The sequence below is a fragment of the Bacillus sp. Bwzl_19 genome (genome assembly GCF_054900515.1).
On sequence record NZ_CM142729.1, the window covers coordinates 1,414,403 to 1,427,975 of the forward strand.

The window sequence follows — 13,573 nt, forward strand, 5'->3', positions numbered from 1 at the left end:
GCCTCGTATCTATCTGCCGGCTATGATGCCGTTCCCCGGTATATCCTCTTACACATATTCTTCTTTATCTAAAAAACACCCTGTTACAGGGTGTTTTTTCATCGTGAAGCGGCAGGGAGGGTAATGGTGACCTCTGTGCCTTTATCGACTTCGCTTTGAATGTCAATCGAACCGCCGTACATCAGCACGATTCGTTTACACACGACAAGGCCGAGACCGGTTCCTTTTTCCTTTGACGTTACAAACGGAAGAAAAATGTGCTCAAGCATATCTTCAGAAATACCCATTCCGTTGTCAGCAACCTTAATGACTGCTTTATGGTCGCGGGCTTCTAAATAGATGGACAGCCGGCCGCCTTCCTGCATTGACTCAAGCGCGTTTTTCGCGACATTTAAGATGACCTGTTTAATATGGTCTTTCGTGCAATTGACCTTGAGCGGCCGATTGACGAGAATCTCCACATTTACTTCCACATTATAAAGGTTCCCTTCCGAATAAATAATCGGCATAATCTCATCAAGGATATCCTGCAGCGAGTTCACTTCCAGTCGTTCCGCGGTCGGTTTGCCGAGCACTAAAAACTCACTGACAATCTGATTAATCCGTTTAATTTCCTGCTCAATAATTGAGAAATACAGCTGATCTTCCTCTGTTTTATATTTTTTCTGCAAAAGCTGAATGAAGCCGCTGATCCCTGTAAGCGGGTTGCGGATTTCATGGGCGGTGCTTGCGGCAAGCGTTCCGATCAGCTCCAATTTCTGCGCCTCGTTTTGAGCGCGCTCCAGCTGGGTCTTGCGCTTAAGCAGATAATATTGAACGAGGATGAACAGAATATTCAGCAGCACGGCGATACTGGACATCGGCAGCAGCACGCTTTTGGTCAGCTCGTTCAGCTCAACCGGTTTCGGAAAAACATTGATATTCCAGTTAATATCATCCAGATAGCCGCTGACCGGCTGCACGCCTTCTGATTGATCAGCGCGTCCGCTGGCAAATATCACTTTATCCTGATGGGTTGCCTTGACATAAACGTCAGGGCTCAGCATATTGATCATATTTCTCAAATAATCGACTTGTATGGCGGCCACTAAATAATCGGTGACCTCCCGGTTTGCATCTAACACGGGCACGCAGATCGTAAAGATGCGCTGGCCTGTAATTCTGCTGGGGTAGTCATTTGTGATGACCGTTTTCTTCGTCTTTCTTGCCTTCGTAAAATACGGTCTGTCGGCCAAATTCACCTTTGATTTCAGATCGGTCGTGCTTGCGATGACGTCACCTTTGGCATTCAGCATATACAGTCCGCTGAATCTGGGTTCATCCTCAAAAGCCTGATCGAGAATTTCATTTATCTTTTCTTCATTGACAGGCTTATCGACAGCGATCGCAAGTGTTGTCATCCGGGCTTTTGTTTCACCGGTTAAATAATTGAGCTTGTTGCGGTGAAGGTTGAGCATCATACTGGCTTCCTGTATGTGTTTATCGGCTATTTTCTGTTTTTCTTTTTCATAAATGAAAAAGCTGATAATAAGTGCCGGGATGATCACCAATATGAGATAAAGCTTGATCTTTCCCCGGGCACCTTTGAATGTATTCACTCTGCATCGCTCCAACATTACACTTGAATAGAGGTATTATATCATTGTTTATACTTCTTTAATAAGAAAAAATAACCAAAATGATATAAAAACAAATTATTTTATTAAGGTTTGTCAAAAAGAAGAGAAATTTTGGAAACATTTTTGTTGACATTTTTCATTTTGTTTATTAATGTTTCTCTGTAACGGTTTCTTTTGCAAAAGGATGATTGAATGTATGACGGATAAAACAGAAAACTCATTGAAATTATTTATTGTACTGTCGCGGGCGTACCGGTCCATTAACGACCATATGAATAAACATATTCATAAGCACGGCCTGAACCCGACGGAATTTGCTGTGCTGGAGCTGCTGTATCACAAAGGCAATCAGCCGCTGCAGCAGATCGGCGACAAAATTTTATTAGCGAGCGGAAGTATTACATACGTTGTTGACAAATTAGAGAAAAAAGAACTTCTCATCAGAAAAGCTTCACCGACTGACAGAAGAGTGACTTTCGCACAGATTTCTGAAAAGGGAATCCGTCTTTTGGACGATATTTTCCCTGATCATGCAGACGAGATTAAAGAAATGATCAGTGTGCTGAGTGATGAAGAGATAGAATTGTGTACGGAAATGCTGAAAAGAGTGGGATTAAACGCTAAACATTTTCATCAGAAATAAAAAAGGAAGCCTTTTGAAAGGCTTCCTTTTTTATATTACTGATTTTCGTCAGTGGCGGCGTTTCTCGGCTGTATCAATACTTCGACGCGCCTGTTTTTGCTGCGCCCTTCTGCGGTTTTGTTCGACGCAGCTGGTTTATACTCGCCGAACCCTTTGGCGCTGAATACTTTTGCGTCAAGTTTAGGGTTTTCCGTGAGAATAGCCATGAAGTTGACGGCCCGCATGACGCTTAAATGCCAGTTTGATTGAAATTGTGAGTTTTTAATCGGCACATTGTCGGTATGCCCGCTGATGATAATGTTCCTTGGCGGATTCAGCACAAGGAGATTCGAGATTTCCTTTGCAAGCGGGATATCTTCCTGGCGGATAACTGCCTGTCCCGAGTCAAAAAAGATACTGTCTTTAATGGTAATTAAGAGGCCTTCTTTTGTCAGCTTTGTTTCCAGCTGATGTTCAAGCTTTTTGTTTTTTATAAATTGATTGACTTGCTTTTGCACACCTTCAAGCTCTTGGCGGTCGGCTGCTTCTCTTTCTTTCTTTTTCTGTTCTTTATCTTTTTCTTTTTCTTTTTCTTTTTCCTTGTCCTTGTCTTTTTTTAACTGATCAATGCCGTCTTTTTCGTTTTCGGGAGGGGTGACGCTTGAATATTCAAGGACACCCGTGCCTCCTGTAAAAACGGCGTTAAATGATTTAGACAGCATTTGGAATTTTGCCGCGTCGACCGAGCTCATGGCGAACAATACAATGAACAGAGCCAAAAGAAGGGTGAGAAGGTCCGCGTACGGGATCAGCCAAGACTCATCCACATGCTCGTCATCATGCTTCTTCTTCTTTTTTCTCGCCATTGTTTGCCTCTCCTTCTTGTTCAATGACTTTTGCGCGTTCATTCGCAGGAAGATACATGAGAAGTTTTTGTTCGATCACTTTCGGGGCCTGTCCTTCAAGCACTGACAGAACGCCTTCAATCATGATTTCACGCAGTTTGACTTCCTGTTTTGATTTGCGTTTCAGTTTGTTGGCAAAGGGATGCCATAGTACATATCCGGTAAAAATCCCGAGAAGGGTGGCGACAAACGCCGCACTGATGGCATGTCCGAGCGCCTCGGTATTGTTCATGTTGGAAAGGGCCGCAATGAGGCCGATAACCGCACCCAAAACGCCGAGCGTCGGCGCATATGTGCCGGCTTGGGTAAAGATAGCTGCACCGGCCTGGTGTCTGTCCTCCATCGCTTCAACTTCCTCAGTCATAATATCTCTGATAAATTCTGCGCTTTGTCCGTCAACCGCCATGCTCAGGCCGTTTTTCAAAAACGCGTCATCCACGTCTTCGATGCTTGCTTCCAATGCGAGCAGCCCTTCACGTCTTGCGATTTGCGCCCATTGAGAGAACATAGGAATTAATTGCGCAATGGTCAGCTGTTTGTTTTCTTTGAACAGCACTTTAAAAAGGGCAGGCACTTTTTTGATTTCTTTTCCGGGGAATGCGATGATCACCGCAGAAATCGTACCGAACAAAATAATCAGAATAGCTGCCGGGTTAGCGAGTGCGCTTAAGCTGACCCCTTTCAGCACCATGCCCACGCTTAAAGCAATCAAGGCGAGGATGATACCGATAATCGATGTTTTATCCATAGTTTTCACCAAATCCTTTATACTAGCTTTCTATGGTTAATATCGGTGGCAGTGCATGGAACTTTAGAGTGATTGAGAAATTGTTCCCGAATTCTTCACAGTTTCTGCCCTTTTGGCAGAGTAAAAGAAACAAAAAAGCGGCTCCACGACAGGGAACCGCTTTTTTTTATTGTGCACGGACTTTGATGTCATCCTCTTCCATTACAACATGGAAGGCTTTTATTTCATTGTCATCCAATAAGAGGTCTGTCATTTCGTCCTCGATCAATTCTTGGATCGTTCTTCTGAGCGGGCGTGCACCGAAAGCAGGGTGGTAGCCGATTTCAGCGATTTTTTCTTTCGCATCGTCTGTGACGCAGAGACTGATGCCGCGCTCTTTTAATGTGTCTTCAAGTTCTGCGAGAAGCAGACTGACGATTTTTACGAGATGTTCTTTTTTCAGAGATTGGAATTCAATGATGCTGTCAAACCGGTTTAAAAATTCAGGTTTAAAGAACGAGCTCAGTGAATCAATCAGCGTTTGTTCTTCCATAACGCTTTCTTCAGATTGGAACCCGACTTTCGTCTGTTTTTCGCCGGTTCCCGCATTGCTTGTCATGATCAAAACGGTATCTTTAAAGCTGACCGTTCTGCCCTGGCTGTCTGTCAGACGTCCGTCCTCCATAATCTGCAGGAACATATGCTGGACGTCAGGGTGCGCTTTTTCAATCTCATCAAGGAGCACGATGCTGTACGGATTGCGCCGTACTTTTTCCGTTAATTGACCGGCTTCATCGTGTCCGACATATCCCGGCGGTGAACCGATAATTTTTGAAACGGCGTGTTTTTCCATGTATTCACTCATATCGAGCCGAATGATGGAATCTTTTGTGCCGAAAAGTTCATCCGCGAGTGTTTTTGATAACTCGGTTTTTCCGACCCCGGTCGGTCCGACAAAGAGGAAGGAGCCGACAGGTCTGTTTTTGGATTTTAAGCCGGCGCGGCTTCGTCTTACCGCTTTCGCCACTTTTTTCACGGCTTTTTCCTGACCGATGACGCGCTGATGAAGGCGTTCTTCAAGTTCTTTCATTTTGACTTGTTCATCAGCCTGCAGTTTTCCGACCGGAATGCCTGTTTTCTGTTCAATGATGGCTTGAATATGCTCCGCCCCGATTTCTGAAGAAGAGACCGGTGATTCTTGTGCCAGCTGCTTTTCCAATGCCACTTCTTCATCACGCAGTTTCGCGGCAAGCTCATAATTTTCTTCCTGAAGCGCTTTTGTTTTCTCCGCGTCAATTGCTTTGAGTCGCTCAGCCGCTTCTTCTTCATTTACGGTATCAAGCTCCAGATTTGCTTTGGAGCCGGCTTCATCTAACAAGTCGATCGCTTTATCCGGCAGGTGGCGGTCCTGAATGTAGCGGGAAGAAAGCGTAACACACGCCTTGATCGCTTCATCGCTGAATGTGACGCTGTGGTATTTCTCATATTTATCTTTAATGCCTTCAAGAATGCTGATGGCTTGTTCTATAGAAGGCTCGTGAACCATGACAGGCTGGAAGCGTCTTTCAAGCGCCGCATCTTTTTCAATCTGGCGGTACTCTTTCAATGTCGTCGCCCCGATGACCTGCAGTTCGCCTCTGGCAAGCGCAGGTTTCAGGATGTTCCCGGCATCCATTGATCCCTCGGCAGAGCCGGCGCCTACAAGAAGGTGAATCTCATCAATGAACAAAATGACGTTTTTCCGCTCTTTTAATTCGTTCATTAATTGTTTCATTCTTTCTTCAAACTGGCCTCTGATTCCTGTATTGGCGACGAGGGAAGCGACATCAAGCAGATAAAGCTCTTTGTTTTTCAATTTATTCGGCACATCGCCTTCAGCGATTTTAAGCGCTAAGCCTTCTGCAATAGCCGTTTTACCGACACCCGGTTCACCGATAAGCACCGGATTGTTTTTATTCCGGCGGTTCAAAATTTCAATGACGCGCGCCACTTCTTCATCGCGGCCGATCACAGGATCAATCAGACCTGCTTTTGCGCCGTTTGTGACGTTTTGGGCGAGCTCGTCGAGCAGGCCTTTTTTACGGCCGGCCTGCTGTTTATGTTGATCCGGAGCGAAACCTTGCTCAAACGGGAATCCGAAAGATTGCGGTCCCATGCTCATAGACGGTTTTCGGGTTAATTCTGTATAACATGTTTCACATAAAACGAATTGTTTTTGAATGGAATTGACTTGCATGTTCAGGCGAATCGTCGCCTCGTTTTTCTGACAATGTTGACAACGCATTTGCCAAAACCTCCTTGAAATGTTTGATCATCTTTGACCAAATGGATTAGAAAATAAGGTCTTAACTTTGACCTTCTTTGATTAATAGTATACTCTGACCTTCTTTGACTTTCAAGTGTTTTGTTTTAAACCCCGAAAAATCAAAGTTTACAGCGTGTTAAGTGTTATTTGTGATGTTTGATTATTATTGACCAATATGATCAGAAAGGAAATGAAATGCTTTGACCTTTCTTGATGAAGAGTATACGCCGGCGCTTTTTTTCTTTCAATATTTTTGCTTAGAAGAGAGCTGAATCTGTTTTTTCCCGGGGAGGACGATTTGTTCTTCTTTTCAGGCGACTTGTCTCATAAGCATATAAAAAGGCCTGGACAAATTTGCGCTTAGCCGGAGGGTGAAATGGGACAAACAAAAGGTTCTGCAAGTCAGCTTGCATTCGTATACGTAGGAACGGTTGTAGGAGCCGGTTTTGCCACGGGACGGGAAATCGTTGAATTTTTCCTCAGGTTTGGCTGGATCGGTCTGTTCGGTATCATGGTAAGCGGTCTGATGTTTATATATTTAGGCGCCAAAATCATGATCATTTCCAAACGGATTCATGCAGCATCTTACCAGGAATTGAACACGTATTTATTCGGCCGGTCTATCGGACGCGCCGTTAACATGTTTATGATGTTTATATTGCTGGGAGTGACTTCTGTCATGCTGTCCGGAGCGGGAGCGCTGTTTCATGAACAGCTTGGCTGGCCCGCACAAGCGGGAATACTTTTGACGATCGTATTGAGTTTTGCCGTCATGACAAGCGGTGTTAAAGGTGTGTTCGGCGTCAATGTATTGGTTGTGCCGCTTTTAATTTCCTTCTCTTTTATCGTTGCCGCTGATTCTTTTGTATTTACAAGCACGAGAAATGCGGAAGAATGGGTATGGCCTGACAAGTGGAATTGGCTTTTGTCAGCCGTCTCTTACGGCGCGTTAAATTTATCGCTCGCCCAAGCTGTCCTTGTGCCGCTTGCGAACGAAATGTCATCAGAGAAGGTGATCAGAAGGGGAGCTTACTTAGGCGGCGCTCTTTTGACACTGGTGCTTGCCGCGAGTTTCTTATCATTATCGGTGCTGCCGGATGTACTGGAGTTTGACATTCCGATGGCTCAAGTTGTCTATTTCTATTCACGATCGCTTCATCTCATTTATTTGATTATTATTTTCGGGGAAGTGTTTACGTCGGTCATCGGCAATTTATACGGATTGGAAAAACAATTAAACAGTTTTCTTCATATAAAAAGTACATATATTTACGGCGGCATTTTGGTGTTTGCTTTTATTGTCAGCCAAATCGGCTACGGACAGCTGATTTCCACTGTTTACCCGGTGTTTGGATATGTGAGCCTGGCCTTTATCGGCGCATTGGTTTGCAAAAAAATCCCGAGAGAAAAATAACGGATATAAGGAAAATGTCTGTATTTTTTGGGAATTCCCCTTCTTTTTTCCTGTCATTTCTGTATAATGAATTGGGAAATGATGGGGAGGAGTAAGAGATGAAAGATCGACGTGTGTTATTGGGATTTATTTTTATTTGTATCGGCATTGCGTTTTTTTTTACAGAAGGCGGGAGTTATACATATATCCGGTGGTTCGGCGTGGCCGTTTCTTTTCATTATAATGTCCGCAGGGTTCCACGCTGGATTTATTTTTGTGAAAAAAGCGCCTGAACAAGCGGGACTGCTCGTTCCCGGCGGTATGTTTCTGGTGCTGGGCTGCTTATTTTGGTTTGAGACGGCAACGGGATGGGCGTATTCAGCCATGACGTGGCCTGTTTATATTTGGGCGCCTGCTCTCGGTCTGTTTGAGCTGTGGTATTTCGGCGGGAGAAAGACAGGGGCATTGATTCCCGCTTTGATCCTGACAGCGGCGGGCGCTCTATGTTTTGCCGGTATGCTGATGACAGGGCTGTGGCCGCTTTTGATCATTGCTGCCGCGCTTGTGTTTCATGCCGCTGCCTTCATGCAGCCGAAAAAAAGAACGGGCCTTCTCATTCCGGGCGGCATTATGCTTGTGACGGGCGGTTTATTATGGTTTGAAACGCTGACGGATTGGACATACGCAAATGTGAGCTGGCCTGTCTATCTCTTTGCCGTAGCGTTCGGCCTGTTTGAGGCTTGGATGTTCGGCAGAAAGCAAAGAGGGCTTTTGGCTTCTGCGGCGGTTCTGTGTGCTATAGGGATTTTCGGCATATTCACGAATGCAAATGAAGTCATCAGCGAACGCGGCTGGCCCGCTCTCATTCTTTTGCTTGCCGCCGCTTTTCATATTCCGATTTTCGGCCCGAAACCGGTAAAAAACGCGGGGCTTCTCGTACCGGGCGGAATTTTATTGATTACGGGGCTCCTGTTTGTCTTTGAAACGGCAACAAATTGGTCCTATTCCGGTGTGACGTGGCCTGTTTACCTGCTGGCGGCGGCATTCGGTTTATTTGAGCTGTGGCTGTTCGGCGGGAAACAAAAGGCGCTGCTCATCCCGATTGCGGTGCTGACTTTGACAGCACTTTGCTTTATGATGACGTATCATCCGATCGTTCCGGTTTCTGTTTTCTGGCCTGCTTTATTTGTTCTGATCGGTATTGCGCTGATGGCGTTTCCGAAGAAGAAGCGCGGGGCTTAAACCGGCTTTTGCAGCCTGACACAGGTTTTCAGGCTGTTTTTTTATTGTCATGGGAAACAACATTATGGTATGATAGCAAAAGTGAAAAAAGAAGAAAATCCGTATCTATGCGGGAGAGGTTCTAGCTACACCCTCTATAAAAAACTAAGGACGAGCTGTATCCTTGGATACGGTTTTTTTTATGTTTTTTAGGGCGCCTTCTCCGAGAAAGGCGCTTTTTTTATGGAATGATAGATAAGGGAGAGAATGAAATGAAAAAAGAAAAAGCGGTTGTGGTGTTCAGCGGAGGCCAAGACAGCACGACTTGTTTATTATGGGCTTTGCAAAACTTTGAAGAAGTAGAAACCGTTACATTCCATTACAATCAGCGTCATCAAGAAGAAATTGATGTGGCAAAATCGATTGCCGAAAAACTCGGTGTCAAAAATCATCTGCTTGATATGTCTCTTTTAAATCAGCTTGCGCCAAACGCGCTGACACGGGATGATATCGAAATTGAAGCGAAGGACGGGGAATTGCCGACAACGTTTGTGCCGGGACGCAACCTCGTTTTCTTATCGTTTGCTTCCATTCTTGCGTATCAAATCGGCGCGCGCCACATCATTACCGGTGTTTGCGAGACTGATTTCAGCGGCTACCCGGACTGCCGTGACGAGTTTGTCAAGTCCTGCAATGTCACCGTCAACTTGGCGATGGAAAAGCCGTTTGTCATTCATACGCCGCTTATGTGGCTGAACAAAGCGGAAACTTGGAAGCTTGCTGATGAGCTCGGCGCGCTTGATTTTGTAAAGAATAACACACTGACTTGCTATAACGGCATCATTGCGGACGGATGCGGCGAATGCCCGGCATGTCTGCTCCGCAATAAAGGATATGATGAATATATGAAAATGAAAGGAGAGCGGAATTAATTGCTTTCTCAAATTTACCCGCAGGTTCAGCATCCTTATTCGTTTGAGTTGAATAAGGACATGCACATTTCAGCCGCGCACTTTATTCCCCGTGAAAGCGCCGGAGCGTGCAGCAGAGTCCACGGGCACACATATACCGTAAATATTACCGTCGCAGGTGATGAACTGGATGATTCAGGCTTTCTCGTGAATTTCAGCGTGCTGAAGAAATTGGTGCACGGCGCTTATGACCACACATTGATGAATGACCATGATGAATTTTCTGATGATGACAGATACTCGCTTCCGACAACTGAAGTCGTGGCCAAAACGATTTACGATAAGGTTCAGTCCTACCTTGAAACACTGGAGAATCAGCCGGTCTGCGTCCAGATTTTTGTCAGGGAAACCCCGACGAGCTATTGCGTATACCGCCCGAAAAAAGGTGATATGAATGGCTAAAGGAATCCCGGTATTAGAAATTTTCGGACCGACGATACAGGGGGAGGGCATGGTCATCGGCCAGAAAACCATGTTCGTCCGCACGGCTGGCTGCGACTACTCCTGCAGCTGGTGCGACTCTGCTTTTACATGGGACGGCTCAGCCAAAAAAGATATCCGCTGGATGACGGCGGAAGACATTTACCGCGAGCTGAGAGAAATCGGCGGAGACGCCTTTTCCCATGTCACCATCTCAGGAGGAAACCCGGCGCTGTTAAAGCAGCTTGACGCGCTGATTCTGCTGTTGAAAGACCACGGTGTGCGCGCCGCTTTAGAAACGCAGGGAACGGTCTATCAGGATTGGTTTACCATGATTAACGATCTGACCATTTCACCGAAGCCGCCAAGCTCGGGAATGACAACCGATTTTGCAAAGCTTGATCATATTGTGTCTTCGCTTGATGCGGCAGAAAGGCTCAGCGCGGTCAGCTTAAAAGTCGTTATTTTTAATGATGAAGATCTGCAATTCGCGAAAACCGTGCATAAGCGGTATCCGAATATCCCGTTTTATCTTCAGGTCGGTAACGATAACGTCCATACGACGGACGATCAGGCATTAATTGCGCATCTGCTCGGAAAGTATGAAAAACTCGTTGATAAGGTTTCTGCCGATGCCGATCTGAATCTCGTCAGAGTCCTGCCTCAGCTGCACACACTGCTCTGGGGCAATAAACGGGGAGTTTAATAGAAAGGGAGAATTTACATGACCAGAAAAGAATCAGAATTAGAAGGAGTTACGCTCCTGGGGAATCAAGGGACAAACTATTTATTTGAATATGCGCCGGAGGTTTTGGAATCATTTCCGAATAAACATGTGAACCGTGATTATTTCGTTAAATTCAACTGTCCGGAATTTACGTCGCTTTGCCCGAAAACGGGACAGCCGGACTTTGCAACCATCTATATCAGCTATATTCCTGACGAAAAAATGGTGGAAAGCAAATCGTTAAAGCTGTATCTTTTCAGCTTCCGCAACCACGGAGATTTCCACGAGGACTGCATGAACATCATCATGAATGACTTGATCGAATTAATGGACCCCCGTTACATTGAAGTGTGGGGCAAATTCACGCCAAGAGGCGGAATCTCCATTGATCCGTATACAAACTACGGCAGACCGGGAACAAAATATGAAAAAATGGCCGAACATCGGATGATGAATCATGATATGTACCCGGAGACGATTGATAACCGTTAATTTACGAGACGGATACGGACTCGGGGCGTAACCTAAAACCCCCGCCTTTTAGGGCGGGGGTATTTTTTTGTCTGCAAAACGTTACGGGAAAAGTCTGAAGGGAAGAAAAAAGACGAGTAAACCCGGGGGGAGTGTACTCGCCGCTTCATTACGTGACGGGTGCTGGATGGCAGCTCGTCTGTTTTATCATAAAATAGGGAACATACGTTTGTAAAGGCCTGCGCCGTTTTTTTCCATGCGGAGCGGATCAATTGTGAATAAATGATCAGAATGATAGCATGTCCTGTAAAAAGAAGGAGTGTTTTTCATGGAGCTGTTAGAGTTGAACGGTGTAAGGCTTAAGATGTATGACTGTAAAGAAAGTGCGGGCAAAAACGGCCGCGTTATCTCATTTATATTGAAGGTGACCTCTGAAACGTATCATGATATTGCCGTCCTTTTGTATGAAAAAACTTTTGAAATCAAGGTGCCAAAGCGGGGGCTTGATTTCCGCGGCAAAATAACCAACTACTATACATCCGTCACAAATCTTTACAATAAAGACGAGACCGGAGATTTTTTTGTTGAAATGACTGAGATCTGAATTCATTTGAAAAAGCTGCCGGGCGGCAGCTTTTGTACGGGATATGTAAATGGTTCGGATGGTTTGGTGGGGCTTAATAGGAGTCTTTGATGATTTTGTAATTCTTATGGTTGACGACAGTGAGGGAATCTAATTCAAGATCACGATAATTATCCATGATGGTTACATCAACGATGACGGAGTTTTCATTTACCTTTTCAACGATACCGGTTAATCCGTTTTTAAATTCAATGACGTTTCCAACCTTAGCAATTTTCACGAGCTTCCTCTCCTTTATCATAAATCCTGTTTGAAAATATTTTGCAGTATTTTCTTTAAGAAGTAAAGCGATATGGGTATCAGCCCGCTCAATCATTGTCCCGGCGGGGGAAAGATGGTATATTGATTTTCGGGAAAAAGCCGAGAAAAGGGGGGTGTGTTTGTTGCTGCCTGAGGAAATATCAGAACGTATCAACCAAATACGCACCGGTGAAGTCAAAGAATTCAGGGTGCAGAAAGAACATTTTCTTGCATTTCGAGCGGTTTTGTCGAAGCAGGAAGATTTTAAGCATTTCCGCGGTATTGCCCAGCAGGGCGGAGATGTTGTTTTCCAGTATTTAGAACAGCCAAGAAGCTGACGGCTCCTCGCACATGAGGAGTCTTTTTTTGATTTCGGTGTTTCATTTCATCCTGCTGTAACAGATGTAAACAAAATGTAAAATCCCTCCGATGGATACTTTTACTGCTATTTGGTTAATGTTGTGAGAATGACGGCCGTTTTCCTTCCAATAACAAGGATGTTAACGAACTTCTTCCATCATAAAAGCTGATTGGGAGCGCTGGAAAATCTTTAACCGTGAATTTGCGTACAGCTCTTGTTAAGGTAGTGAAGTATTTAAGGAGGAAATCGTATGACGACAAAATTTGCTGCCTTGGCTGTCTTTTTTCTTTGTTTTATGCCTGCAACAAAAATTGAACATACAGAAGCTCTGTTTACTTTAGCGAAGAAGCCAAAGCAAGAATCCAGCACACTGGTTGCTGATTTAAATAGAAAAGGTTCGGTTCCGAAGCTTTCAAAAACTGATCAGAAGCATTCTATCCATCCGATAAAGCTGTCATCTCATCTGGAGAAGAAAGCCAAACCGGAGGAGACGGCTTATCAGCCCCCGAAAAAGACGTATTCCCGTGCTGACAGAGAACTTCTGTCACGTCTCGTTCACGCGGAAGCGAAAGGTGAGTCTTATAAAGGGAAGGTTGCGGTAGCCAGCGTAGTGCTGAACCGGACTGAAAAGAACGGCTTCCCGGATACCATTCGGGGTGTGATCTATCAAAGGAATGCATTTGAGCCGGTAGCAAACGGAAGCATTAATCAAAAGCCGGATAAGGATTCCATTGCCGCCGCAAATGAGGCGCTTGACCATCCGGGCAGAGAAACGAGCGCATTGTTTTTCTACAATCCGAAAACGGCGTCTGACAACTGGATCCGTTCCCGAAAAATTATCGAACGGATCGGCAGACACGTATTTGCTATGTAAGCATAGCGGGATCAAATATCCCGGCTATGCTTTTTTCAATTTTAAGAAATCGAAAATATTTTCAGAACTTGTCT

The 13,573-nt window shown here is 45.0% G+C and carries 14 protein-coding genes, 1 pseudogene and 1 riboswitch; of the genes and pseudogenes, 10 read left to right on the top strand and 5 right to left on the bottom strand.

Going from position 1 to position 13,573, the window contains the following annotated elements:
* Positions 1-98: 98 nt before the first annotated feature.
* Positions 99-1,598 (bottom strand): ATP-binding protein, encoded by a 1,500-nt coding sequence (locus ACW5MY_RS07525; protein WP_013352036.1) that lies wholly within the window; start codon positions 1,596-1,598, stop codon positions 99-101.
* Positions 1,599-1,815: 217 nt separating this feature from the next.
* Between ACW5MY_RS07525 and ACW5MY_RS07530 the strand changes: the two genes are divergently transcribed.
* On the top strand, positions 1,816-2,262 hold the full coding sequence (locus ACW5MY_RS07530; protein WP_013352037.1) for a MarR family winged helix-turn-helix transcriptional regulator: 447 nt from the start codon (positions 1,816-1,818) through the stop codon (positions 2,260-2,262).
* A gap of 35 nt (positions 2,263-2,297) precedes the next feature.
* Here the strand turns inward: ACW5MY_RS07530 and motB are convergent, their stop codons facing one another.
* The 3 genes from motB to clpE form a co-directional block, all read right to left on the bottom strand.
* Positions 2,298-3,107 carry a flagellar motor protein MotB gene (motB, locus tag ACW5MY_RS07535; protein WP_327861319.1) on the bottom strand — a complete coding sequence of 270 codons (810 nt, stop codon included), beginning with the start codon at positions 3,105-3,107 and terminating at the stop codon, positions 2,298-2,300.
* Positions 3,079-3,894 carry a flagellar motor stator protein MotA gene (motA, locus tag ACW5MY_RS07540; RefSeq protein WP_013352039.1) on the bottom strand — a complete coding sequence of 272 codons (816 nt, stop codon included), beginning with the start codon at positions 3,892-3,894 and terminating at the stop codon, positions 3,079-3,081. The genes motB and motA overlap by 29 nt, the downstream gene beginning before the upstream one ends.
* A 166-nt stretch (positions 3,895-4,060) precedes the next feature.
* Entirely contained in the window at positions 4,061-6,157 is a 2,097-nt protein-coding gene (gene clpE, locus ACW5MY_RS07545) for an ATP-dependent protease ATP-binding subunit ClpE (protein ID WP_013352040.1), read from the bottom strand.
* A 397-nt stretch (positions 6,158-6,554) separates the two neighbouring features.
* Between clpE and ACW5MY_RS07550 the strand changes: the two genes are divergently transcribed.
* The 7 genes and pseudogenes from ACW5MY_RS07550 to ACW5MY_RS07580 all read left to right on the top strand — a co-directional run bounded on the left by ACW5MY_RS07550 (position 6,555) and on the right by ACW5MY_RS07580 (position 11,985).
* Positions 6,555-7,592 (top strand): YkvI family membrane protein, encoded by a 1,038-nt coding sequence (locus ACW5MY_RS07550; RefSeq protein ID WP_013352041.1) that lies wholly within the window; start codon positions 6,555-6,557, stop codon positions 7,590-7,592.
* Between the two features lie 98 nt (positions 7,593-7,690).
* Positions 7,691-8,813 (top strand): annotated as a pseudogene (locus ACW5MY_RS07555) (hypothetical protein).
* Between the two features lie 109 nt (positions 8,814-8,922).
* Positions 8,923-8,967: riboswitch (PreQ1 riboswitch) on the top strand.
* A 97-nt stretch (positions 8,968-9,064) separates the two neighbouring features.
* A complete protein-coding gene (queC, locus tag ACW5MY_RS07560) occupies positions 9,065-9,724 on the top strand; it encodes a 7-cyano-7-deazaguanine synthase QueC (RefSeq protein WP_003154679.1) in 660 nt (219 codons plus the stop codon).
* Positions 9,725-10,165: a 6-carboxytetrahydropterin synthase QueD gene (gene queD / locus ACW5MY_RS07565; RefSeq protein ID WP_013352043.1), complete on the top strand. Its 441-nt coding sequence runs from the start codon at positions 9,725-9,727 to the stop codon at positions 10,163-10,165.
* Complete coding sequence (gene queE, locus ACW5MY_RS07570; protein WP_013352044.1) at positions 10,158-10,889, top strand: 7-carboxy-7-deazaguanine synthase QueE; 732 nt, start codon at positions 10,158-10,160, stop codon at positions 10,887-10,889. The genes queD and queE overlap by 8 nt, the downstream gene beginning before the upstream one ends.
* A gap of 18 nt (positions 10,890-10,907) precedes the next feature.
* Positions 10,908-11,402, top strand: a complete 495-nt coding sequence (gene queF, locus ACW5MY_RS07575; RefSeq protein WP_003154673.1) for a preQ(1) synthase — start codon at positions 10,908-10,910, stop codon at positions 11,400-11,402.
* A 307-nt stretch (positions 11,403-11,709) separates the two neighbouring features.
* On the top strand, positions 11,710-11,985 hold the full coding sequence (locus ACW5MY_RS07580; RefSeq protein ID WP_013352045.1) for a DUF3219 family protein: 276 nt from the start codon (positions 11,710-11,712) through the stop codon (positions 11,983-11,985).
* Positions 11,986-12,058: 73 nt separating this feature from the next.
* Here ACW5MY_RS07580 and ACW5MY_RS07585 read toward each other — a convergent pair whose 3' ends face one another.
* A complete protein-coding gene (locus ACW5MY_RS07585) occupies positions 12,059-12,244 on the bottom strand; it encodes a YkvS family protein (protein ID WP_013352046.1) in 186 nt (61 codons plus the stop codon).
* 163 nt (positions 12,245-12,407) lie between these two features.
* Here ACW5MY_RS07585 and ACW5MY_RS07590 point away from each other — a divergent pair, with 163 nt between their 5' ends.
* Together ACW5MY_RS07590 and ACW5MY_RS07595 are read left to right on the top strand one after the other, a co-directional pair.
* The gene (locus ACW5MY_RS07590) at positions 12,408-12,602 is read left to right on the top strand and encodes a hypothetical protein (protein WP_013352047.1); all 195 of its coding nucleotides are present in this window, start codon (positions 12,408-12,410) and stop codon (positions 12,600-12,602) included.
* Between the two features lie 273 nt (positions 12,603-12,875).
* Complete coding sequence (locus ACW5MY_RS07595; protein WP_014470468.1) at positions 12,876-13,499, top strand: cell wall hydrolase; 624 nt, start codon at positions 12,876-12,878, stop codon at positions 13,497-13,499.
* Positions 13,500-13,573: the final 74 nt, after the last annotated feature.

What these genes read in the sequence shown, in the direction of transcription:
- ACW5MY_RS07530 (WP_013352037.1), top strand. Translation starts at nt 1,816, where the DNA reads ATGACGGATAAAACAGAAAACTCATTGAAATTATTTATTGTACTGTCG.
- motB (WP_327861319.1), bottom strand. Translation starts at nt 3,107, where the DNA reads ATGGCGAGAAAAAAGAAGAAGAAGCATGATGACGAGCATGTGGATGAG.
- motA (WP_013352039.1), bottom strand. Translation starts at nt 3,894, where the DNA reads ATGGATAAAACATCGATTATCGGTATCATCCTCGCCTTGATTGCTTTA.
- clpE (WP_013352040.1), bottom strand. Translation starts at nt 6,157, where the DNA reads ATGCGTTGTCAACATTGTCAGAAAAACGAGGCGACGATTCGCCTGAAC.
- ACW5MY_RS07550 (WP_013352041.1), top strand. Translation starts at nt 6,555, where the DNA reads ATGGGACAAACAAAAGGTTCTGCAAGTCAGCTTGCATTCGTATACGTA.
- queC (WP_003154679.1), top strand. Translation starts at nt 9,065, where the DNA reads ATGAAAAAAGAAAAAGCGGTTGTGGTGTTCAGCGGAGGCCAAGACAGC.
- queE (WP_013352044.1), top strand. Translation starts at nt 10,158, where the DNA reads ATGGCTAAAGGAATCCCGGTATTAGAAATTTTCGGACCGACGATACAG.
- queF (WP_003154673.1), top strand. Translation starts at nt 10,908, where the DNA reads ATGACCAGAAAAGAATCAGAATTAGAAGGAGTTACGCTCCTGGGGAAT.
- ACW5MY_RS07580 (WP_013352045.1), top strand. Translation starts at nt 11,710, where the DNA reads ATGGAGCTGTTAGAGTTGAACGGTGTAAGGCTTAAGATGTATGACTGT.
- ACW5MY_RS07595 (WP_014470468.1), top strand. Translation starts at nt 12,876, where the DNA reads ATGACGACAAAATTTGCTGCCTTGGCTGTCTTTTTTCTTTGTTTTATG.